At 37.4% G+C, this 23,036-nt stretch carries 27 protein-coding genes and 1 riboswitch; of the genes, 2 read left to right on the forward strand and 25 right to left on the reverse strand.

Going from position 1 to position 23,036, the window contains the following annotated elements:
- Window positions 1–112 precede the first annotated feature (112 nt).
- The 22 genes from lysA to AC2VNP_RS03840 all read right to left on the reverse strand — a co-directional run bounded on the left by lysA (window position 113) and on the right by AC2VNP_RS03840 (window position 18,910).
- On the reverse strand, window positions 113–1,432 hold the full coding sequence (lysA, locus tag AC2VNP_RS03735; protein WP_486916065.1) for a diaminopimelate decarboxylase: 1,320 nt from the start codon (window positions 1,430–1,432) through the stop codon (window positions 113–115).
- A gap of 200 nt (window positions 1,433–1,632) precedes the next feature.
- Window positions 1,633–1,812: riboswitch (Lysine riboswitch) on the reverse strand.
- A 99-nt stretch (window positions 1,813–1,911) separates the two neighbouring features.
- Entirely contained in the window at window positions 1,912–3,390 is a 1,479-nt protein-coding gene (locus AC2VNP_RS03740; protein WP_486916066.1) for a spore germination protein, read from the reverse strand.
- A gap of 3 nt (window positions 3,391–3,393) precedes the next feature.
- Window positions 3,394–3,954, reverse strand: a complete 561-nt coding sequence (gene spoVAEA / locus AC2VNP_RS03745; RefSeq protein ID WP_486916067.1) for a stage V sporulation protein SpoVABEA — start codon at window positions 3,952–3,954, stop codon at window positions 3,394–3,396.
- 4 nt (window positions 3,955–3,958) lie between these two features.
- Window positions 3,959–4,309 (reverse strand): stage V sporulation protein AE, encoded by a 351-nt coding sequence (gene spoVAE, locus AC2VNP_RS03750; RefSeq protein ID WP_275116916.1) that lies wholly within the window; start codon window positions 4,307–4,309, stop codon window positions 3,959–3,961.
- A complete protein-coding gene (gene spoVAD / locus AC2VNP_RS03755; RefSeq protein WP_486916068.1) occupies window positions 4,309–5,325 on the reverse strand; it encodes a stage V sporulation protein AD in 1,017 nt (338 codons plus the stop codon). The genes spoVAE and spoVAD overlap by 1 nt, the downstream gene beginning before the upstream one ends.
- A 51-nt stretch (window positions 5,326–5,376) precedes the next feature.
- On the reverse strand, window positions 5,377–5,838 hold the full coding sequence (gene spoVAC / locus AC2VNP_RS03760) for a stage V sporulation protein AC (RefSeq protein WP_486916069.1): 462 nt from the start codon (window positions 5,836–5,838) through the stop codon (window positions 5,377–5,379).
- 17 nt (window positions 5,839–5,855) lie between these two features.
- The gene (locus AC2VNP_RS03765; RefSeq protein ID WP_486916070.1) at window positions 5,856–6,278 is read right to left on the reverse strand and encodes a stage V sporulation protein AB; all 423 of its coding nucleotides are present in this window, start codon (window positions 6,276–6,278) and stop codon (window positions 5,856–5,858) included.
- Window positions 6,268–6,891 (reverse strand): stage V sporulation protein AA, encoded by a 624-nt coding sequence (locus tag AC2VNP_RS03770; RefSeq protein WP_486916071.1) that lies wholly within the window; start codon window positions 6,889–6,891, stop codon window positions 6,268–6,270. Before AC2VNP_RS03770 ends, AC2VNP_RS03765 begins: the two co-directional genes overlap by 11 nt.
- A 112-nt stretch (window positions 6,892–7,003) precedes the next feature.
- Window positions 7,004–7,762, reverse strand: a complete 759-nt coding sequence (sigF, locus tag AC2VNP_RS03775; RefSeq protein ID WP_486916072.1) for an RNA polymerase sporulation sigma factor SigF — start codon at window positions 7,760–7,762, stop codon at window positions 7,004–7,006.
- A gap of 12 nt (window positions 7,763–7,774) precedes the next feature.
- Window positions 7,775–8,215, reverse strand: coding sequence for an anti-sigma F factor (gene spoIIAB / locus AC2VNP_RS03780; RefSeq protein WP_275116672.1), 441 nt, complete (start codon window positions 8,213–8,215; stop codon window positions 7,775–7,777).
- 2 nt (window positions 8,216–8,217) lie between these two features.
- A complete protein-coding gene (spoIIAA, locus tag AC2VNP_RS03785; protein WP_275116673.1) occupies window positions 8,218–8,568 on the reverse strand; it encodes an anti-sigma F factor antagonist in 351 nt (116 codons plus the stop codon).
- A gap of 212 nt (window positions 8,569–8,780) precedes the next feature.
- Window positions 8,781–9,944, reverse strand: coding sequence for a D-alanyl-D-alanine carboxypeptidase family protein (locus tag AC2VNP_RS03790; protein ID WP_486916073.1), 1,164 nt, complete (start codon window positions 9,942–9,944; stop codon window positions 8,781–8,783).
- 232 nt (window positions 9,945–10,176) lie between these two features.
- Entirely contained in the window at window positions 10,177–11,478 is a 1,302-nt protein-coding gene (locus AC2VNP_RS03795) for a pyrimidine-nucleoside phosphorylase (protein ID WP_486916074.1), read from the reverse strand.
- Between the two features lie 13 nt (window positions 11,479–11,491).
- A complete protein-coding gene (locus AC2VNP_RS03800; RefSeq protein WP_486916075.1) occupies window positions 11,492–12,319 on the reverse strand; it encodes a purine-nucleoside phosphorylase in 828 nt (275 codons plus the stop codon).
- Window positions 12,320–12,334: 15 nt separating this feature from the next.
- On the reverse strand, window positions 12,335–13,135 hold the full coding sequence (locus AC2VNP_RS03805) for a purine-nucleoside phosphorylase (protein WP_486916307.1): 801 nt from the start codon (window positions 13,133–13,135) through the stop codon (window positions 12,335–12,337).
- A gap of 29 nt (window positions 13,136–13,164) precedes the next feature.
- Window positions 13,165–14,346 carry a phosphopentomutase gene (deoB, locus tag AC2VNP_RS03810; protein WP_486916076.1) on the reverse strand — a complete coding sequence of 394 codons (1,182 nt, stop codon included), beginning with the start codon at window positions 14,344–14,346 and terminating at the stop codon, window positions 13,165–13,167.
- Between the two features lie 171 nt (window positions 14,347–14,517).
- Entirely contained in the window at window positions 14,518–15,408 is an 891-nt protein-coding gene (gene xerD, locus AC2VNP_RS03815) for a site-specific tyrosine recombinase XerD (RefSeq protein WP_486916077.1), read from the reverse strand.
- Between the two features lie 29 nt (window positions 15,409–15,437).
- On the reverse strand, window positions 15,438–15,668 hold the full coding sequence (locus AC2VNP_RS03820; RefSeq protein WP_486916078.1) for a YqzK family protein: 231 nt from the start codon (window positions 15,666–15,668) through the stop codon (window positions 15,438–15,440).
- A 218-nt stretch (window positions 15,669–15,886) separates the two neighbouring features.
- Complete coding sequence (gene fur, locus AC2VNP_RS03825; protein WP_275116680.1) at window positions 15,887–16,348, reverse strand: ferric iron uptake transcriptional regulator; 462 nt, start codon at window positions 16,346–16,348, stop codon at window positions 15,887–15,889.
- Window positions 16,349–16,471: 123 nt separating this feature from the next.
- Entirely contained in the window at window positions 16,472–17,119 is a 648-nt protein-coding gene (spoIIM, locus tag AC2VNP_RS03830; protein WP_486916079.1) for a stage II sporulation protein M, read from the reverse strand.
- A gap of 77 nt (window positions 17,120–17,196) precedes the next feature.
- Window positions 17,197–18,366: an endonuclease Q family protein gene (locus tag AC2VNP_RS03835; RefSeq protein WP_486916080.1), complete on the reverse strand. Its 1,170-nt coding sequence runs from the start codon at window positions 18,364–18,366 to the stop codon at window positions 17,197–17,199.
- 1 nt (window position 18,367) lies between these two features.
- The gene (locus tag AC2VNP_RS03840; protein WP_486916081.1) at window positions 18,368–18,910 is read right to left on the reverse strand and encodes an NUDIX domain-containing protein; all 543 of its coding nucleotides are present in this window, start codon (window positions 18,908–18,910) and stop codon (window positions 18,368–18,370) included.
- Between the two features lie 94 nt (window positions 18,911–19,004).
- Here AC2VNP_RS03840 and mciZ point away from each other — a divergent pair, with 94 nt between their 5' ends.
- The gene (mciZ, locus tag AC2VNP_RS03845) at window positions 19,005–19,136 is read left to right on the forward strand and encodes a Z-ring formation inhibitor MciZ (protein WP_486916082.1); all 132 of its coding nucleotides are present in this window, start codon (window positions 19,005–19,007) and stop codon (window positions 19,134–19,136) included.
- Here mciZ and AC2VNP_RS03850 read toward each other — a convergent pair.
- Window positions 19,133–20,215, reverse strand: a complete 1,083-nt coding sequence (locus AC2VNP_RS03850; protein ID WP_486916083.1) for a DUF3866 family protein — start codon at window positions 20,213–20,215, stop codon at window positions 19,133–19,135. The two genes, mciZ and AC2VNP_RS03850, sit on opposite strands and share 4 nt — an antisense overlap.
- A gap of 147 nt (window positions 20,216–20,362) precedes the next feature.
- Window positions 20,363–20,908, reverse strand: a complete 546-nt coding sequence (locus AC2VNP_RS03855; RefSeq protein WP_486916084.1) for a TlpA disulfide reductase family protein — start codon at window positions 20,906–20,908, stop codon at window positions 20,363–20,365.
- Window positions 20,909–21,113: 205 nt separating this feature from the next.
- Between AC2VNP_RS03855 and uppP the strand changes: the two genes are divergently transcribed.
- On the forward strand, window positions 21,114–21,944 hold the full coding sequence (gene uppP / locus AC2VNP_RS03860) for an undecaprenyl-diphosphatase UppP (RefSeq protein ID WP_486916085.1): 831 nt from the start codon (window positions 21,114–21,116) through the stop codon (window positions 21,942–21,944).
- Between the two features lie 41 nt (window positions 21,945–21,985).
- On the opposite strand, the gene AC2VNP_RS03865 is transcribed toward uppP, so the two are convergent.
- Window positions 21,986–22,969, reverse strand: coding sequence for a CobW family GTP-binding protein (locus AC2VNP_RS03865; protein ID WP_486916086.1), 984 nt, complete (start codon window positions 22,967–22,969; stop codon window positions 21,986–21,988).
- Window positions 22,970–23,036: the final 67 nt, after the last annotated feature.

Below are 23,036 nucleotides of genomic sequence, written 5' to 3' on the forward strand. Positions count from 1 at the left end.
ATAAATACCGCAAATCTAAACCATCGTACATCACTTTACTAATAAGATTATGACTTCCAAGAAGGAAAAAATCCACTCTCTTACAAACTCAGAGAGTGGACTTTATTACTTTTTATACTTTTTCTTTTGTATTTAGCGGCAAGTCAAAACGAACTAAATCTTCATAGGTTTCTCTTTCTACCACTAATTGCACATCTCCATCTTCTACAAATACAACTGCCGGACGAGGAATACGGTTATAATTATTAGCCATAGAGTACCCGTATGCACCTGTACAAAAAACAGCTAATAGATCTTTATGATTCGCTTTTGGTAGCGGCAAATCCCAAATAAGCATATCGCCACTTTCACAGCATTTACCTGCAATTGAATACTTCGTTTCCACTTGATCATTAGCACGATTAGCTAGGATTCCTTCGTACTGCGCTTGATATAAAGCTGGGCGAAGGTTATCTGTCATTCCACCATCAACTGATAGGTAATGACGAACATTAGGAATATCCTTTTGTGAGCCTAATGTATATAGAGTTGTTCCTGCGTCACCAACGAGTGAGCGACCAGGCTCAATCCAAATTTCAGGCATTGATAAATTAAATTTATTCACATGATGTTGAACAGCTTCAATCGTAGCCTTTACATAGTCTCCAACTGGTAATGGTTCATCACCTTCAATATAACGAATACCAAAACCTCCACCTAAATTTAATACTTTTAAGTCGAAATTTAATGACTTAGACCAACTTTCAATATAGGTGTACAGCTTTTCAACAGCCATGACAAAGCCGGTCGTTTCAAAGATTTGTGAACCTATATGGCAATGAATCCCTAGTAATTCAAGTTGCTCACAATCCAAAGACCACTCAATTGCTCGATTGACTTGCCCGCTTAACAAATCAAATCCAAATTTAGAGTCTTCCTGACCCGTAGTAATATAGTCATGTGTATGTGCTTCTACACCTGGAGTTGTTCTCAGTAAGATAGATACTTTCCGTTGATGTTTAATTGCCGCTTGCTTTAATAATTCTAATTCATAAAAATTATCTACTACAAAACAACCGATGTTAGCACGAACAGCCATATCTATTTCTTCTGGACTTTTATTATTCCCATGAAAGTGAACACGCTCCATAGGAAAGCCAGCAATCATTGCCGTATAGAGTTCCCCGCCTGAAACAACATCGAGGCTCAAATCTAACTCATTCGCTAGTTGAACCATTGCAACACAGCTAAAAGCTTTACTAGCATAAGCAACTTGACTTTTTACACCTAACTCACTAAATGCCGTTTTAAATGCATTCGCCTTCTCTCTAATGAGTGAAACATCATAAACAAACAGAGGAGTTCCATATTGCTTTGCAAGTTCAACTGTATCCATACCACCGATTTCGAGGTGGCCAATGTCATTAATTCTACTTGTACCATGTAAGTGCATCGTTTCCCTCTCCTATCTTCGCATCAACTAACAATCTACAACATATCAAAAAATTTTTTCTATATATGAGAGATTGAAGATCGGTTTTATTTTCTAATTGTATAATGAAAGGTGAGATACCTACCTATTTGGTTAATAAAAAAACAGCTAATGTAGTTACACTAGCTGTTATGACCGAGCCATAGCAAGAGTAACCTCATTTGTAGAATAGTACTCCACTGTATTTAACAGTGACAGTGTGTCACTTATTTAATGACACCCCAGTAAAAGAATAGGATGGTACTACTCTTTCACTTCGGCAAATCGACCTTTCTGTCTGATTCATTGCTTCCATCTCGCTCTTCAGACATACTCATTCTCACTGCACCTCTACCCCGTGTTTCATAAAGAAATGAGGGACTTATACAATTAATAGGTACACTTTATCATAATCCTTGCTAAGTGGCAACATTGTTTACGAATGCTTATGCATATTATTTTTATGATTGTTTGATCGGATCTTTTGGACTGACTATGCTAGGACGCCGTTTAACGGACGGCACAGAAACTCGAACGAGAATTTGCCAAAAGGCAGATGGATTAAATGGCAATAATGGCCATAAATATGGTTTATTTAAAGATTTTATCATCGTGAGTAGTAAAATAAATACCGTTGAAGCAATAACAAACCCTGGTAATTTGAAGATAGCTACAACTAACAAAAATGCTAGCCTTGCTACTTTCATCGCGATTCCTAATTCATAACTCGGTGTAGCAAATGTTCCAATTGCTCCTAAAGCGACGTATAAAATTACTTCTGGCACAAATAATCCTACATTAATTGCAATTTCACCTATTAACAATGCTGCAACTAACCCTAATGCGGTTGCCAAAGGAGACGGAGTATGAATGGCGGCCATCCTAAGTAATTCTATTCCAATTTCAGCAAGTACAATTTGGGCAAAAACTGGGACATTTGTTGTTTCATTTGGACCAATAAACTCTAACATCTCTGGTAATAAATTAGGTTGCATAACAAACAACAACCAAAGTGGAAGAATGAACAAAGCTAGGAGCATTCCTGAAAAACGAACCCATCTTAAAAAGGTTCCGATAGCAGGAGCTTGACGGTATTCTTCAGCATGTTGAACATGATGGAATAACGTAGTCGGTGTAATAATTACACTCGGCGATGTATCAACAGTTATAATAACGTGACCCTCAAATAAATGGGTAGCTGCAACATCTGGTCTTTCCGTATACCGTACAAGCGGGAATGGATTAAAGCCTTGTTTAACAATATATTCTTCAACAACTTTATCTGCCATAGTTAGTCCGTCTATTTCTATGGACTCTAACTCTTTTTTAATGATTTTTACCAGGTCAGGATCGGCTACATCCTCAATATATGAAATACATACATCCGTTTTGGAACGGACACCAACTTGCATAATTTCATTCCGTAATCGCTCATCTCTTATCCTTCTTCGTGTTAGCGCTGTGTTCTGAATGATATTTTCTGTATATCCATCACGAGATCCTCTGACCACACGTTCCGTATCTGGTTCATCGGGGCCTCTACCAGGATAACTTCTTACATCAACAACAAATGCTTCATCTTCACCTTCTAATAGAATGAAAATTAACCCAGATAACATTTGTGTAATCGCATCATCAATTGTTTTAACCGTTTCGACTTGCTGATGAACTAAATGATTTTCTATTGCATGTTTGGCATTCGTAACTTTTTCATTTCGGCCATCAAGCCTGCTTAATTCTTTAAACAATTCAATGATAAATTGTGTATCACATAAACCATTAACAAAATAAACTTGAATTTGCTTTCCTAAAATATTAAATTTACGAATTCCAACATCGAAGCTTGTACCGATACCAATACGATTTTTTATAGCTGTTTCATTATCAAATATATTATTAGTAATCGGTTGCTTTTCAGGGTTAATTAAATTTTTACTCATTCTTCATCCCCTCCGTTCTAAAATAAGTTCAACTGCCTTTCTTGTAATTGGTGCACCTTTTTCAACCGTATCAAAGCCTCCCATTTTTCCAATATCACCAACACCGACAACGATAGGAATTTCCAGTTCATCTAAAATATAGACAGTATCGCCATCTATTCTTCCTAATTCAATATCTTGTATTCCATTTTTATCAACACCAAATTCTGTTAAATTCCCAAACCGATCAATTGAAACATCAACCCTTGTCCATTCTGCAAAATGAGTATGTGATGCAACAGCTATAGCACCGATTACCTCAACCGAGGGGTCTTCTACTACATATCGCAATGCTTGTTCTCCTGGTCCTTCCATCTTATAACCACAATCATCAAACATAACAAGGATTGGATCATAGGGAGTTTTATGAATTAATTGTATTAATTCTGGTCCACTCAACACTGAAGGGTTTCCAGCTGAACTAGAAATACACCTTCCGCCAATTTCTTTGGCAACATGTTGAACCGCTTTTTTAGCTGATTCGTCTCCATCGGTAATTAAAATCACTTTTTTTCGTGGCTTCATCCTATTACCCCTTAGGTTTAAAAATAACGGCTACCAAAAATCCAAATAAAATTGCCGTGGAAATACCGACAGAAGTGACTTCAAAAATCCCCATACCTACTCCTAAAAATCCATAACGTTCAGCTTCTGTCATTGCACCGTGGACTAAAGAGTGTCCAAAACTGGTAATTGGTACTGTTGCTCCAGCTCCCGCAAAATCGATGAGTCTGTCATATAAATGAAATCCATCTAGGAGGGCTCCAGCGACGACTAACGTACTCATCATATGTGAAGGTGTCATCTTAAAAACATCAAGAAGTAATTGCCCAATAAAACAAATGAACCCACCTACTGCAAATGCAATGATATATTCCATCATTGCTCAATCACCTCTGACTCAAAGACAACACCATGTGCAATACAAGGTATTGACTCTTTTTGCTGCATCATTGTTGGACTCATTAGTGCTCCCGTTGCTACGACAAGTATTCGTTTCATTTTCCCTAGTTGCATTTGTTTTAATAAGTGTCCATATGTAACGACAGCTGGGCAAGCACATCCGCTCCCTCCTGCAAACACGGGTTGATCTCTACTAAAAATCATCACACCGCAATCTTGATGTTTATTTTTTAGTTTTATCCCCTGTTCACGCAGAAGCTCTTTAAGCACCTTACTTCCAATTGTTGATAGGTCGCCTGTGACAATTAAGTCGTAGTCTTCTTCAGACCTACCTGTTTCCTTAAAGTGGGTTAAAATCGTATCCACAGCTGCAGGTACCATCGCTGTTCCCATATTAAAGGGATTTTTTATACCCATATCAACAACCCTTCCTATTGTTGCGTGAGTAACTTTAATAGTTGAAGGTTTCTTACTGAGAAGTACCGCACCTGCACCAGTAACCGTAAAAGTAGACGTATCCGGCTTTTGTCCACCGAATTCAGTCGGATATCGAAATTGCCTTTCTGCTGTAGCATTATGACTGCTTGTAGCAGCAATTACTCGGTTGCCAAATCCGCCACTAATTAAAGACGCACCTATTGCAACTGTCTCCATTGCAGTTGCACAGGCTGAGAACGTTCCTAAATATGGAATGTTCATTTGTCTAGCTACATAGTTTGAGGTTACATTCTGATTAAGCAAATCGCCTGCTAGCAATAGATTAATTTCACTTTCTTTTTTGTTAGCTCTTTCTAAGCAAATTGATATCGCATCTGTCATTAATCGTCGTTCAGCTAATTCCCAATTATCTTCACCACAATATAACTTGTCATAACACTTATCGAAACTTTCACTCAACGGGCCATTACTTTCATAAGGTCCAACCGCTGTACCCATTGCTTCTACAAAAATATCTTCTTTAAAGTGCCATGTTTGTTGTTGATTCATGTTCATTTGATTTCTCCAATTCTTTTGGGTTTGGAAAAAAGGCTTCTATAACCCCTCTTAGGTAATTAACGTTTGAACTAATAACCTTGTTAATCCTACTAAGTAAGCAGAAACAACCCCAAACGCAATAACAGCACCAGCAATACGAAACATGTTAGCTCCAATTCCAAGTACGAGTCCTTCACTACGATGTTCTAAAGCCGCACTTGCTATTGCATTTGCAAAACCTGTAACGGGGACAAGTGCACCTGCACCTGCAAATTGGCCGAGTCGATCAAAAAAACCTAACCCTGTCATTAGTGCTGCAATTAAAATTAAAGTAGCAATCATCGGACTTACAGCAGTAGCTTCAGTTAAATCAAAGACTCTTAAATAATAATTTGAAATACCTTGTCCAATTGCGCAAATAGCTCCACCTATTACATAAGCTTTAAACCCATTTATTAAATAAGGGACTTTAGGCTGGAAAGGTTTAATCTTTTTCTGAAAATCTTTTTGTAGCTTCTTATTATCCTCCATCTTCCTTGACCTTCCTTCTACTGATCTACAAAGTAAATCCAATGATAAAGTGATCCAAACACCTTCCCTAAAACGATCGCCATTAACAATATAATTATCCTTTCAGCAATACCTAAGCGCTTTGCTAATATAGGTAGCACATTAAGAACCTCCGTCAGTGCAGCCGCCAATAAACCAATAAAAATTCCTTCTGCTAATCCAATAGGAATTAATAAATAAGCACTTAAATTTAGAACCACATTATTCAAACTAAATACTGAACCTGTTAAAGCTCCTAATACAACTGCCCATTCATATATATGAATATACTTTCCGGTTTTCGATAATTGAGTAAGTCTAGGGACGACTCCAAGCACCGTTAAGAAAGCAACAAATCCACTTCCTACCGCAAGACCTCCAGCTAGACCAATTAGTATCGTTAACACAGCTTCAATGGTCATTCAACTTCGTTTCACTTTCACTGTTTTCATGATACGTAATGTATTGATCAAGGTCTTGCTGATACTTAAACATTTCAACTTCAAGAGGACTAGGTTCTTCATTTAATCGTTTTCGGAAAACATGATTAAAGAATATAATCATCCCTAACCCTAACCCAATCGAATAGGGGACTTGTAATAACAGCGGTTTTGCAATTTCGTTACCAGTAACTGTTGTAAATATTCGTTGATGAACTTCCCTCATGCTAACATCTTCATGAAAGTTCATAATCGCCATGCCAGCCCCGATAAATAGAAGCAACCAAATGAATACAAAATAAACAGGTTCAATCCGTTTTGATTTCATTTTCACTTCAAGAATTGTATGTGCAGCTCCAATCGATTGAACATCACTGCCAGGTACAGCTTCACTTATCGACATAATAACTTTCATTACATCAACTAATACGAAGTTTTTATCACTCGGCTTCACTTTGTGGATTGGAAGGTGAATGATCCTTTCTTGTATTAAAGGTTCAGCAATTACTTGTGCTAAATCGCCAACTGTTACATGCTGATTAGCTTTAACCTCTACCTTATGCCTCATTCGGATATAGACTAAAAGCTCACTCATACCTCTCCCTCCAAAGCAGGAAATTACTATCTAAATTGTCCTAGTATGGTTATGTTTTGCATTAGGTACTAAATTATGTATTTTAGTTAAGAAAAGAAAAAAGACCAAAGGACTAATAGTCCATTTGGTCTCTAATCTGATCAAGTATTTTCTTCTCTAGTCTTGAAACTTGTACTTGGGATATACCAAGCCGTTCAGCTACCTCAGATTGGGTCTGATCTTTGTAGTATCTTAAATAAACGATAAGTCGTTCTCGTTCATCTAAATGGCGGATCGCTTCAGTTAGAGCAATCTTATCAAACCACTTATTACCCGTTTGATCAGCGATTTGATCTAAAAGTGTAATAGGATCTCCATCATTTTCATAGACTGTCTCATGAATGGACGTTAAAGAACGACTTGCTTCCCCTGCGAATACTACTTCCTCAGGTGTGATTTCTAGTTTTTCAGCAATCTCATTTACCGTTGGAACTCTTCCTAACGTTTTTGAGAGTTCATCTTTAACCTTACGAATTTTATTACCTAATTCTTTTATCGATCGACTCACTTTAACCGTTCCGTCATCTCTCAGGAACCGTTGAATTTCACCAATAATCATAGGAACGGCATACGTTGAAAACTTCACATCATACGACAAGTCAAATTTATCTACCGACTTAATTAGACCGATACAACCAATTTGGAACAAATCGTCTGCCTCATATCCCCGGTTTAAAAAACGTTGGACAACAGACCAAACAAGGCGAGTGTTTCGGTTGACGATTAAATCCCTTGCTTCTACATCACCTGCTTGACTTCGTTCAATAAGCTTTTTAATTTCATCATCTTTTAAGTAGGCATCGTTATTTCCATGCTTAACCTCCACATCCATAGGCAGGACTCCTTAATTGCACATGGCTTTGCTTTTTGATAAATATTTTTTTAAATATACGGTTGTACCCATCATCGGCTCAGAGATGACTTGAAGTTCATCCATGAAGTTTTCCATAATCGTAAAGCCCATACCAGACCGTTCCAACTCTGGCTTCGTTGTATATAACGGCTGTTTCGCTTCGTCGATATTATCGATGCCTACACCTTCATCGCGAATAATGAGTTCAATCGAATCTTGTTCTAGTGTTACTGAAATGAAAACAGTTCCTTCTGGCTGATTATGATAGCCATGAATAATCGCATTCGTAACTGCTTCAGAAACGACTGTTTTGATCTCTGTGATTTCTTCCATCGTCGGATCAAGTTGTGCAACAAAGGCACCAACAGTTACCCGAGCAAATGCCTCATTTTGACTTAAAGCTGAGAACTTTATCTCCATAGAATTCTTCATGATTAAGCCACCCCCAGTGTCTGCAAGGCAAATTGTTCACTTTCCTCAAGCCTTACAATTTTAAATAGGCCAGACATCTCGAAAAGTCGTTTAACTGCTGGTGAAATTGCACAGACGACCATTTCTCCACCGTTATTTTTCACTTGTTTATAGCGACCGAGTATTACTCCTAGACCAGAACTATCCATAAATGAAAGTTGCTCAAGGTTTAAAACGATGTGCTTTAAATCTTGATCCTCCAACTGCCTTTCAACTTGTGTTCTTAATTGCTCTGCTGTGTGATGGTCCAGCTCACCTTCTAGGCGAACTAACAAAACACTGCCTCTTTGCTCTAAATCAATGATTAAACTCACAGGTCTCACTCCCTCAATGGTAGTCGGAACACACTTAATTAATCATGTCCCATAATGTTCTGCTAGAGAGAGTTTCTATATTTCACCTGCTTACTCCTTCTCAGTGACAAAACTAGTGAAATTTAGTGGTAAAAAGTAATAATTTTATATCCCATTCGTCAAAAGATAACAAAGTTTCGCAAAGCATTTTGCAAATTCGTTGCTATTATTTATTAATGGACTTGACCAAATTTACCTAATGTACGCTTAAATAATTGCCACCAGGAAGCAGACGGTACATCTTCGACTGCAACAAGATCTGTTTCAGAAACGACCTGCCCTTGATTTTCTATAATTAACGTACCTAATTTATCACCCTTTTTAATAGGTGCTTTTAGATCCTCTACAATTGTTACTTTTTCTGTCATATCTTCAACTGTTTCACCTTTTTTCGTTAACAATGAAACAGGCTCTGCTGTTACAGCTCCCACTTTATTAATTGCACCTTTACTCACTTTTACTTGTGCTAGTTCATGATCACGATCATACAACTTATGAGTCATATATTGACTAAAGGCATAGTCTAGCATTTCCGTAACTTGACGGTTTCGCTCTTTAGGAGATGGGGCTCCCATTATTACAGAGATGACACGCATCCCATTCTTCTCTGCTGTCGCTGTCAAACAATACTTCGCCTCACTCGTATAACCTGTTTTTAAACCATCCACACCTGGATAAAACTTAACTAACTTATTTGTATTGACCAGCCAAAATTGTTTGTCCGTGTTTTGACGTAAGTAATCTTCATAAATCCCTGTGAAGTTTGTAATATCCTCATATTTCAATAATTCTTTAGACATCATCGCTAAATCTTTTGCCGTCGTATAGTGGTCAGGTGAAGGCAATCCATTCGAGTTATTGAAGTTTGTATTTTGAAGTCCAAGCTCTTTTGCTTTTTCATTCATCATACGAACAAACTCTTCCTCAGACCCTGCAATATGTTCTGCCATAGCTACTGAAGCATCATTTCCTGAAGCTACCGCAATCGCTTTTAGCATATCAGTAACTGTCATTTCCTCTCCAGGTTCTAAGAAGATTTGTGAACCACCCATGGATGCTGCTCGTTCACTAGTACGGACTTTATCATCATAATTAATTTTACCTTTATCGATTGCCTCCATAATTAAAAGCATCGTCATGATTTTCGTCATGCTTGCGGGTGGTAATTCTTTGTCACTGTTCTTTTCAAATAAGATCTCTCCAGTATCTCGTTCAATTAAGATTGCTGAAGAAGCATCTGGCGCTAACTGTACCCCTTTTTCTGCAGCTAAGCTGCTTGTAGCAAACATACTCATGATGAGTACGAACGATAACATTGATGAAATGATAGCCCTCATGTTCCAATGACCTCCAATATTATTAGTGATTTTTACAGATTAAGACTAATACTTTTCTAATAATTTTTTCCAATTTACCAAGGTTTATACACATAAAGTAAATTTCGTTATCTAACGATGTATGCTAGATTAGATAAAAAGCGAAAGCAATTGCCTGTCAGTCATGAACATATACTTATAAGAAACTAACTCCATAGAAAAAGAGACTAACGTTGCGTTAGCCTCTAAGTATTTATGAAATTCTATTGTAGATGAGAGTCGGGGAATTAATAGGTTCTTGCACTATTGTAAATGACCCTTGGACCAATTCAATAACGGTATCAACATTTTCACTATTACTATGAAGAGTCGCTATTGCCTCTCCCTCTTTAACTTGATCACCAATCTTTTTATGAAGGATGATTCCAACCGCTAAATCAATTATAGATTCTTTAGTTGCTCTTCCTGCTCCTAACATCATCGCTGCTAAGCCAATTTTATCAGCAACAATTTTTGAAATATACCCACTTTCAGTTGCCTTGATTGGAATTTCATATGACGCACTCGGTAATTTATTAGTATCATCGACAACAGTTGGATCGCCGCCTTGAGCGGCAATAAATGTTTTTAACTTTTCAATTGCAGCCCCATTAGCAATAACTTCTAGGAGCTTAGTCCTTGCTTCCTCGATTGAAGTTGCTTGTTTGGCTAGGAAAACCATATAACTGCCCAGTGTCAAACAAAGCTCAAGTAAATCATCCGGTCCGTTTCCTTTTAGCATTTCAATTGCTTCTTTTACCTCTAAAGCGTTACCAACTGAAAACCCTAATGGTTGATTCATATCCGATATAATGGCCATCGTTTGTCTGCCAAGGTTATTTCCTATCTCAACCATCGCTTCGGCTAACTCTTTGGACTTTTCAAGTTCTTTCATAAAGGCCCCAGATCCAGTCTTCACATCTAAAACGATCGCATCTGCTCCGGATGCAATTTTTTTACTCATGATGGAACTTGCAATTAACGGGATGGAATTAACCGTGGCCGTTACATCACGTAGTCCGTAAAGCTTTTTATCAGCAGGTGTTAAGTTTGCAGTTTGTCCGATCACTGCTAATTTATTTTTATTAACGAGATAACTAAATTCACTCGTATCAATTTCAACATGAAAGCCAGGGATCGCTTCAAGTTTGTCAATCGTTCCACCTGTATGCCCTAACCCGCGACCAGACATTTTTGCAACAGGAACACCAGCTGCTGCTACTAAAGGTGCTAAAGCAATCGTTGTCTTATCACCTACCCCGCCGGTAGAATGCTTATCAACTTTTATGCCTTCGATTTTAGATAAATCGATTTGGTCACCAGATTCCACCATTGCCATCGTTAAGGAAGCCCGTTCTTGCGGTGTCATATCTTGAAAAAAGACAGCCATCGCAAAAGCAGATATTTGATAGTCTGGAATTTCATCATCGGTGTAGCCTTGGATAATAAATTCTATTTCTTCTTTAGTTAATTCGGCGCCATCTCGTTTTTTTTCGATTAAATCAACCATTCTCATCGAATGCTACACCTCACAGCTCAACATCTGCTACAATCTTCTTAACAAGCTTAATGAATTTTGGTTTTGTGCGGTTTGCGACCTCCACTACCTGCTCATGAGTAATTCCTTCTAACTCTTCACCAATTGCCATATCAGTAATACAAGAAATACCAATCACTTTCATTTGCGCATGGCTTGCTACAATTACTTCTGGCACAGTCGACATTCCAATGACGTCGCCACCTAGATTTCGTAACATAATAAGTTCTGCTCCAGACATATATGTTGGACCAGTCACACCTGCATAAACCCCTTTTTGAAGTTTAATATCTAGTTCGCTTCCTATCTCTGCTACAAAGTCAACCAGCTTTGGTGTATAAGCACTACTCATATCAGGAAAACGCGGCCCTAGTTCATTGTAATTTGGTCCAATAAGCGGATTATCTCCTGTCATATTTAAATGGTCTGTAATAATCATTAAGTCCCCAGGAGCAAATTCTTTGTTCATTCCTCCACATGCATTGGTTACAACAATCAGCTCAACTCCTAATTGTTTCATTACACGTACAGGAAACGTTACTTCTTGCATGGAGTATCCTTCGTAATAATGAAAACGCCCTTGCATCGCGATCACTTGTTTCCCTTCAAGTTGACCTATGACCAGTTGCCCTGCATGTCCTTCTACTGTTGAAACTGGGAAGTTAGGAATTTCTCCGTAAGGAATTTGGACCGGATTTTGAATTTCATCTGCTAATTCACCTAATCCTGAACCAAGTATTAAGCCGATTTTAGGCTTACCTGAAATTTTCTCTTCTATAAATGCAGCTGATTCGTTAATTTTTACTAACATGTTTTCCATATGTATTACCCCTTCCTATATATCCTTCACAATGTTTTTTACTAGAGATAGAAAGCGCTCTTTAACTTGCTCTGTTGTTTCGATTACTTCATCATGTGTCAATGGTTGGTCTAAAATTCCTGCTGCCATATTGGAGATACAAGAGATACCAAGGACTTCCATACCCGAATGCCGGGCAACAATCACTTCAGGAACAGTAGACATCCCAACCGCATCTCCGCCACACTTACGAATCATGCGAACTTCTGCTGGAGTTTCATAGCAAGGGCCCGTATTACCCACATAAACTCCTTCCTGCACTGGAATATTTAAATTCTCAGCCACTCTTTTTGCTAAACTACGCAAACTAGGAGAGTAAGCATTGGACATATCAGGGAAACGAACACCAAACTCTGGATCATTACGACCGATGAGCGGATTTTGATTCATATTATTAATTTGATCGCTAATGATCATTAGATCACCAGCTTGGAAGCTTTCATTTACACCACCAGCTGCGTTCGTTACGATCACAGTCTTGACTCCTAATTCTTTCATTACCCGAACAGGAAACGTTACTTTTTCTAATGAATAGCCTTCGTAAAAGTGGAATCTACCTTGCATCGCTACTACATCTTTTTCTTGTAATGTCCCTAATACGAGTTGACCGGCATGACCTTCAACAGTTGATACTGGAAAATTCGGTATTTGATCGTATGGGATTTTCACCGGATTTTCAATTTCTTCTGCCAGCACTCCTAGTCCTGAGCCTAATATAAGACCTATTTGAGGTTTCTTATTAAATTTACCACGAATATATTCCGCAGCTTCTGTCATCAATTGCTTGTTTATCATATTATCTCCTCCTAAATTTCATTTAAGAAGCTAGTACCGTATGCAGGCATTTTCACAGAAAAATTTTCAGCAACAGTTGCTCCTACATCAGCGAAAGTTTGCCTAATCGATAAATCTTTACCGACTTCTATGCCTTTGTAGTAAACAAGAAGAGGCACAAATTCCCGGGTATGATCTGTACCATGGTGGGTAGGGTCATTACCATGATCTGCTGTAATAATGAGCAAATCGTCATCTGCTAATTGCTCGAGAACATCAGCTAATTGTTGATCGAAGGCTTCTAGCGCTTTGCCGTATCCTTCTGGGTCTCTTCTATGACCAAAGTTTGCATCAAAATCAACTAGATTTAAGAAGCTAATTCCGGTAAAGTCCATATTGATACTTTCTAACAATTTGTCCATCCCATCATCATTTGACGTTGTTCGCATAGACTGAGTAATTCCTTCACCATCATAGATGTCACTGATTTTTCCAATAGCGATGGAGTCAAGTTGTGCATCTGCTAATTCATTCATTACCGTACGACCAAATGGCTTTATCGCATAATCATGGCGATTGGCCGTTCGTTGCCAGTTTCCTTTTTCTCCAATAAAAGGTCTTGCTATTATTCTGCCGACCATATATTTTGGATCCATTGTAAGTTCACGTACTTTTTTACAAATATCATATAACTCATCAATCGGTACAATATTTTCATGGGCGGCAATTTGAAGTACAGAATCGGCTGAAGTATAGACGATGATCGCGCCTGACTCAACATGCTCTTGACCTAACTCTTTTAAAATTTCTGTACCGCTTGCTACTTTGTTCCCAATGACTTTTCGACCTGTAATCTCTTCAATCTTTTCGATTAATTCCATTGGAAATCCTTCTGGAAATGTAAGAAATGGCTCCTGTATGTTAAGGCCCATTATTTCCCAATGACCAGTCATTGTATCTTTACCATTAGATGCTTCCTGCATTTTCCCAAAATGTGCAAGGGGTTGAGTGGCTTTGGCTATACCTTTAATCTCTCTTATATTACTTAAACCTAACTTTGCCAAATTCGGCATATGTAATCCATTCATATGTTCTGCTATATGACCCAATGTATCTGCACCTTCATCATTAAACTTGGCTGCATCAGGCGCTTCTCCAATACCAACTGAGTCCATCACAACTATAAATATTCTTTTAAAACGATAAGTTGACATATAATGACCTCCAATCCTTCGTACCTTTTTTTACTATACCCTAACACTATAGGAAATAATATGCACTACGTCATGTTATTATAAAAGTGAAACCCTATTTGTTAGTTCGTTGTTTTTCAATTTTTGAAAAACGACTCGTCTGATGTCAGACAACTAAACAAAAAAAAGAAATTACGCCCTTGGATGATACTGGGCGTAAACATCTTTTAATCTTGCTTTTGTTACATGTGTATAAATTTGTGTTGTTGAAATGTCAGCATGTCCTAACATCTCTTGGACTGCTCGCAAGTCTGCTCCGTTTTCCAGTAAGTGGGTTGCAAAAGAATGTCTTAACGTATGAGGTGTTAACTCTTTATTAATATTTGCTTTTTGAGCCAACCCTTTTAATACTTTCCAAAACCCTTGCCTTGTTAATGGCTTACCATGATGATTAACAAACACAATCTGATGCTGGTTTTTCTTCAACAGTTTCGGTCTAGAGTTGGTTAAATACTTTTCAAAGGCTTCACTAGCCTTTGAACCGAGTGGAATAATTCGTTCTTTATTTCCTTTTCCAATACAACGAACAAACCCCATCGTGATATGGACATCTTGCAATTCGAGCTGGCATAGCTCAGAAACACGGATCCCTGTAGCATAGAGCACTTCTAGCATGGCTTGATTTCGAAGATCTAATTCTGTATTCCCGCTAGGCGCTTCGAGTAAAGCCTCAACTTCTTTGGTAGACAGTACTTTTGGTAAGCGCTTAGCAGCCTTTGGCGTTTCGATATGTACAGATGGATCTCCTTCAGCAATTTTCTCACGCAAACAAAATTGATGAAAAGACCTTATAGATGCAATTGTCCTAGCAATCGTCGTATCAGCTCTACCTTTATCTTTTAAATGATATAAATAGTTTAATATTCCGTTTCGATCAAATGCATTGATAGAACTTATTTGTTCTACTTCTTTCATGAACTTCATATATTGACGCAAATCTCTACGATAGGATTCAATCGTATTACTCGAAAGCCCTCGTTCTACCATACTATAATGGATAAAATCTTCAATATGTTCTAGCATGGCCATTTCCCCTAACCATTTATTGTATGCTACTCTCCAAAATGATAGAAAAACAATAACCTATCAAACCACGTGTGCTGTTCACTCACTTGTTCCATTTGTATGACCCTAACAGCTCTTCCTTTCGGCTCATCGTATCGATGATAACTTTCATACTCTTCACTTACCCATAGAATACCATAATAAAACAAAAGTGTGCATCCCATAAATAGTACAAAAACTTTTAGTGTATTCCAAATGGCCTCTAACCAAGATTTCATTTCACTCCGACCTCCTAGCAACCTTTCTAAAAAAATAAGATCAATTGAGAAAGGTAACTCTCTTAATACAAGATATGCCAAGATAAATCGTGTTTATACCTCATTAGTACAAGTTTCTATAAAAAGTATGATCTTACTATTATCTATAATCCGTGAAGTGATATCGGCAGAGTACATAAAGATAATATAAAAAAACCCTTTTCTGATTAGCAAAAGGGTTAGTCACTTTCTTCTGTTGTTTTATTATCATGACATCTGTGACAGATCCCATGGAACGTTAAACGATGGTCTTTTATTTGAAAGTTGAAGTCACGTTCTACAATTTTTTCAACATCACCAAGAAGATCTTCTTGAATTTCATCCACTGAACCACATTCAATACAAACTAAATGATGATGAAAATGGTCGGCTCCTTCTTTCCGTAAATCGTAACGTGAAACACCGTCTCCAAAGTTAATTTTGTCCACTACTTTTAGTTCAGTCAATAGCTCTAGTGTTCTATAAACTGTTGCTAAGCCGATTTCAGGCGACTTCTCTTTTACTAGAAGGTAAACATCTTCCGCACTCAGGTGATCTTCTTCATGTTCAAGTAGAACTCTTACTGTTGCTTCCCGCTGTGGCGTAAGCTTATAACTTTGTGAATGAAGTTGCTTCTTTATCCGTTCAACTCGTTTCTCCATTCGGTTTACCCCCCTCCATTGAAAACAAACGATAATCTTTATATATTATAATGTTTCCAGTAGAAGGTGTCAAAGGATAATCATTATCATTAACTAATTATAATTAATATTAAATAATAATTATTACATAAAATTACTAACAACAATTTTCATTAAATATGGAGAAATATAAGCTTCAAATGCGGAAGCTACTGCTAAGACTGCTCCAACACAAAGAATTAACATCGAATACCTAATAAATAGAGGAAAAATGGGTTGATTACTTCTTTTTATAAATTGGTTACGTATCATGATGAGTGAAAAAGAAATCGCTCCTGTAGCTACAATGATAAAGGCTGGTACGAGCACAAAATTTTGCGGCATCACTGAGACGAAGGAAAGGAGGAATCCGGACATACCCATTTGATTAACTAAAAACCCTACGGTAAATCCTACGACAACTCCCTTTAAAAACAATAATATGAGTATGACTGGAAGCCCTATAATCGATAAACCTAAAATCCACATTAAACCTACATATTTGGCATAGTGTGCAAAGCTCTGTGTGAACATAGCAGATGACTGAGCGATTTGTCCGTCTGATACTTGGCCAAAAAATTGTGTTAAATACATATATAAATCGTGTTTCTGTGTCAGACTTAAACTGTTAACGATAATTGCACCAAAAATAATTCCCATTAAAAATAAAATGGTTGTAAAAATATAAATAGAACGATTTTCATCTATATGACTGGCTACTACTTGTCCAAATCGATTACGCTTCCCTCTCATAATGGCCCCTCCTAAACATCCTGTTAGTTAAATCTATGATATTTAGTAGAGGTCTATGACTGGAAATCTATTAATTTTTAATCGACCTTTCCATACTTCCCAGCACCACCAGCACTAATCGATAGTCCCCCCTTTCGACTCAATACAATAGCCTTTGCGATGGGCTCACTCACTACTTCTTTTAACTGTGACAAGCTTGTGTGATGAATTATGTTCATTTCATTTCCAAAGTGATCTCTTAATTTCGTTAAAGTTTTTGGACCCAACTTAGGTATGAATTCTAATGGAACTTGATGAATATAAGGCGGCCGATTTACTTTTTTAGGGTTTAAGTCGATTAATTCCTGAAGTCTTTCAAATACACCTTTTGTAATTTTGCTGCTTGAACAATTTGGACAAATCGTTTGTTCACCAACATGAGTGAAACATTGTTCACAAGACGTATGAAAATACTTACCGAGTCTTGGATGAAGACCAAAGTTCTTAACAATCATTCTCCCTTTTTTTTGATGAAGGGCCAAAACTAATTCATTGAAGTTTGGCTCTTCCATTTGGATCAGTTGATATTCTCTTCCTATTTTCTCTAAAGAATGAGCGTCAGAATTAGAAACGAACGATATGTTTGATAATTCCGCAATTCCATTTACTAGATTTGTATCTGAACTTAACCCTAACTCAATTGCATCTATTTCAGAAAGTTGGAATACCTCAGTTAAACTCTGTTGAACGCCTTTCCCATATATCCCTTTATGGGGTGTAAATGCATGGGCTGGTATGAAAATTCCTTTTAGGTCTTTCACCTTCTGTTGAATGATATTACTTTTTTCATACACTCTTTGTGTGCTTAGTGTTATATTAGTTACCCGCTTAGATAGCCAGTCACTAAAGGCAACCATTGCTTCAATCGTTGGAAAATACGTTAATACATGAAATGGTCCATTGCAGCTGTCGTGATAAATTTCTAACTCAGAACCTAAAATAAGCACCATTCCATTAGAAAATTGAATTCCACCACCAGTAAGCTCATTAGCGTCTCCCTTAAGAATAAAACCTCTTAACTCCTCTATAACTTCTGGTGAGTGAGAGTCAATAATCCCAATCATATTTAACCCTTTTATCCGGTCACTAAAATCTACAATGTTTGTTAGTGTTAACGATTTAGATGCGGTAATTTTTACAGGCTTCCCCGATTTTGTTCTTCCAATATGAATGTGCAAATCAACAAAGTATTCCGGCAATCGTATCACCTTATTTTTGTTTTTTTAGTTTCAACCATTGAACAGCAAAGGCTGTTTTTGCATCAAAAATTTCGTTTGTTTCAATCATCTTTTCAGCTTCTTCTAATGTTACTTCTATTTTCTCTACAAATTCGTCTTCATCTGTATTTTCTACTCCTTCCTCTAATTGTTCTGTATAAAAAATATGAACTAATTCATCTGCAAACCCAGGAGAAGTATAGAATGAAATGACTTTTTCCAATTTGTTAGTCTTATACCCAGTTTCTTCTTCTAATTCTCTTGCTGCACACACTTCAGGCTTTTCTCCTTTTTCAAGTTTTCCTGCTGGTATTTCCACGATCGCTCGTTCAAGTGGTTTTCTAAACTGCCGTATAAGTACTATTTTTCCTTGTTTCGTGACTGGAATGACAGCAACTGCTCCTGGGTGTTTCACGAGCTCACGTTTACTCGTTTTCCCATCTGGTAACTCAACATCCTCAAGCACGACATCAATAATACGCCCTTCATATATTGTTTCTGATTTAAGTGTTTTTTCATAGAATTGCTTTGTCATATAAATCAAATCCCCCAGTTCTAAATCATATTAATTTTACATACAGTCTATCATAGTTGTTTAGAAAATCTTACCTATTACGAGAGGTGAATTTATGAAAGTTTATGTAAACAATAAAGGGGTCACTTTAGTTGGTAAGGCATGGCAAGTTAAAGCGATTCTAAAACAATATATGAAAAGATACGAAACCGTTGAGCAATGGCGAAATAGTGCAACCAAACGTTAATCTTCCCTCTTTTGATAAATCGTAGTAAACACAGCCGCTGCAACGGTATAAAAAAACGTTGGGTCATCCTCAAACGTTCTTCCCATCGTTTTTATTTGTTTCGGATACCACTTTAACGCTCCTGCCAGTTCTTCTTGGAATGATTTTAATTCCACCCATTTAATGTAATGCTGCTGTTGTAAAGACTCCACTTGTTCCCTTAAAGTTTTCGCTTGATGCGAAGTCGGTAGAAGCGGTAACGGAACAACACTTTTACTCGATGTAAACTTCTGTAATGGTGTCAGTGTATGATGGCTTATCCCATAATGTCTTTCTCTCTCGTCAGCAAAAGAAACCCTTGGTACCCATACAGGCTGCCCCTCTAAACTGCCAACAATATTTGCCCAATTGGCTAATTCCATTCCACTAAAACCATAGACGGTACCTGTTCCAACGACACCAGGCCCTAAGGTTATAAGAATAATATCACTCTTTAACTTTTGATCGGCATATTGAAGCGCTGTTATTAGATTAACAGCCTCAAATTCCCCTCCAAATGCTTGACCTACGGTAATCGAATGAAACTGTTCTTCTCTGCTTAGAATCCTCATATGTTCACTTAACTTTAAAGGCAATGCTGCTTCATCACTAATAATAACCGTTAATTTCATATCTGCAGAAAAGCTTCTTATTAAGCTGTAAACAAGTGGCAGCATACTGTGTAATTCTGCTAGTAATACCGGTTTACCGTCTAAACTAAAAGCTGTATGGAACAACGAGTGGTCTTCGCTTTCTTGTGCTTCCACAGCTAGAACACTATGTTGATTAGGCATATATCTGGCTTTCATAATATGACCATTAGAAGTCAATTCTTTATGCGAATGCGCTTGAGGAATTGCTTTCACAATATCCCAACCACCTGTACCTAGTTTCAGTTCCGTTGCCGTTACATTGACTACAATTTCTTCTTGCTCCTGTACTTTCGGAAAGAACGTACGATACAAGATCGCACGCCCCGCCCCACCAGACGTTTCTAATAGCTGTATATCGTCGTCTTCAAATACAATCTTCTTTACGATGACTACCTCATCCCTATACATAACAACACTCACTCCTACTCCGTAAACACACCTCTACTATCATAACCAATATTTAACAAACTATGTATAGTACTGGCACCATTAGCTCTTTTAGTGTGCTAATGGTGCCCCGTACCTTTGTCCTGTAAAACAGGAAAGGAGACTGATTTAATCAGTCTCCTTCGCTATTGGCAGGGCGAGATGTTCAAGCATTTCATAGTTTACTTCACCGCGGACAACTTGTTGGATCACCCGGTCTCGGTCAATAATATATGTCATTGGGAATCCCGGTGGTTGGTACGTGTTGTTAACCTCTCCTTCGATATCAAGGAGTGTTGGCAGAGTTACATTTACCTCTTCCATGAAATTCTGTATGTCTTCCTCTACGGTTGCTCTTCTTTCGTAGTAGTACATATTTACAGTTACGACTTGGAGGCCCAGATCTCCATAGTCTTCCTGGAATTGCATAAAGTCAGGCATCTCATCCTTACAAGGAGGACACCACGTCGCCCAGAAATTTAGGATAATTACATCTCCTTCATAGTCAGAAAGAGAAGCTTCAACACCTTCTTCGCCCCAAACAGGTAAAGTGAAATCAATCGCTTTCAATCCTTTTTCAACACCTAGCGGCTTTTCCCGATCTGTAGCAATTACAAAAATAATTAGGCCCACAGCAATTACTAAAGTTAAAATACTAATTATGCGTCTATTCATTCTAGTTCCCTCATTCCGTTATTACCGTACTTTACATTATATTAACTATAATAACATGGCTATAAGATGAATACTAAAAAAGAGATTGACAATCTTATTACACTGTTCGGCTAAAATTGTTTCTTTATTATTCTCTCAATTTTTGCTAGAATTAACACGGCTTAGTCAATTTTATATCGTGCTTATTTAAAGAAAGGGGCTTTTTATGTCTATCATCGAAGCTTTTATTTTCGGTCTCGTCCAGGGGATCACTGAATTTCTACCGGTTTCAAGTACGGCTCATATCGTTATTACACAAATGATATTCGGATATACTTTCCCAGGCCTGGCCTTTGAAATTTACTTACATTTAGCTTCTATTTTAGCAGTGATGATTTATTTTAGAAGAGATATCGTCGATGTTGTTACCGGTTTTTTCAAATTTTTTGTTGACCGTTCTAAAGAAAACAAAGTACATTTCTATTTTGGAATTTATATCATCGTTGCAACAGGAATAACAGGCGGGCTAGGAATCGTATTAAAAGACGTAGTCGGCGACACGATGAAAACACCATACTTTATCGCAGCGGCTCTAACTGTGACAGGGATCGCACTAATTTTTATTGAAAGGTTTCATAAATATGGTTCACGTACAGAAAAAGAAATGACTTTTAAAGATTCGATCATCGTTGGTTTAGGGCAGACACTCGCTGTTTTTCCAGGTATCTCTCGGTCAGGTGCTACGTTGATTGCTGCTCTATTAGTAGGGTTAAGTCGAGACACTGCAGTACGATACTCGTTCTTACTAGTAATCCCAGTTATTCTTGGTTCTTCTGTTTTAGCTATAGACGAACTCGGTTCAGGCATGTTTAGTTCAATCGGTGCACCGGCACTAATCGTTTCATTCATTTCAACGTTTATATTTTCTTGGCTAGGGATTGTTTGGCTCATTGAGTTCCTAAAGAAAAGTAAGCTGTTCTATTTTGCAATTTACTGCTTTGTTGTCGCAATTCTAGTGGCATTATTTATTAATCCAGATACAATTATGGATATTTAAAATACTAAAAAGACTGACACCGCTGTGTCAGTCTTTTTGCTCTATATTTGAACTAATTGCTGAAAACTATTCCTGATCTCTTCACCATTCAATTCGCTACCAATAAGAATGATACAAGGTTTCACTGCTAATTGATCATTACTGCGATTTAACATAAGCTGACCTGAGGCATATTGGTACTGAAACATTTGTGGTGTTTCTGTTAATTGGATAATCCCTTTACTTCTTACAACTTTCGGCATACTCTGAAGCCATCTCTCAAAACTAATGCGGTCAACAGCTAGTATGTCCCGAAGTGTAATTGCTTCGAACATATGATGGTGATGGGTGTGATCATGGTGGTGATGATCCTGTTTCTCACAACCGCAACTATCATCACAAGATGCAATGGAATACGCCCTATTTAAAACTCTTTCCTTTAATAAAACATCCGTACTAAGCTCACCATGTGTTGTTTCAATAAATTCAGCTCGCTTATCTACTAAATCGCCAATTTTCTTTCTTACCTTTGTTAATTCTTTATCTTTAATTAAATCAATTTTATTTAAAACGACTAACGAAGTAGAATTAATTTGCTTTTTTAAAATTTCTCTAATCTCTTTTGAACTTGAGAAAATACTTTGATATTCAAGAAACTTACTTCCATCCACCATTCCAATGGTAGAAACTAATTGAACTTTATCGATTAGTGAAGGATGTGTGAGTGCTTCAATAATTTCTGATGGATCCGCCACTCCAGTTCCTTCAATAAAAAGAATATCAATATCTTCATTCACTTCTAAAAACAATGCAAGCTCTCTCGTCATATCTGCTGAAATCGTACAACAAATACACCCATTAAGCATCTCGACCATTCGCTCCTTGTCGAATAAACCTTCTTCGACATTCACTTCTCCTAATTCATTTAAAATAAGGGCGGGATTAAGTCCTTTATTTTTTGCTGCCTGAACCGCTTTTTGAAGAACTGTTGTCTTTCCACTTCCTAAGAAACCAGTGATTAAGTATACTGGAATGGATTTAGCCATTGTTATTTGAACCACCTTTGCGAACATAATCTATCAAAATAAGCATACAATAAATAGAGCACTTTTA

This window comes from Alkalihalobacterium sp. TH-98, assembly GCF_057473385.1.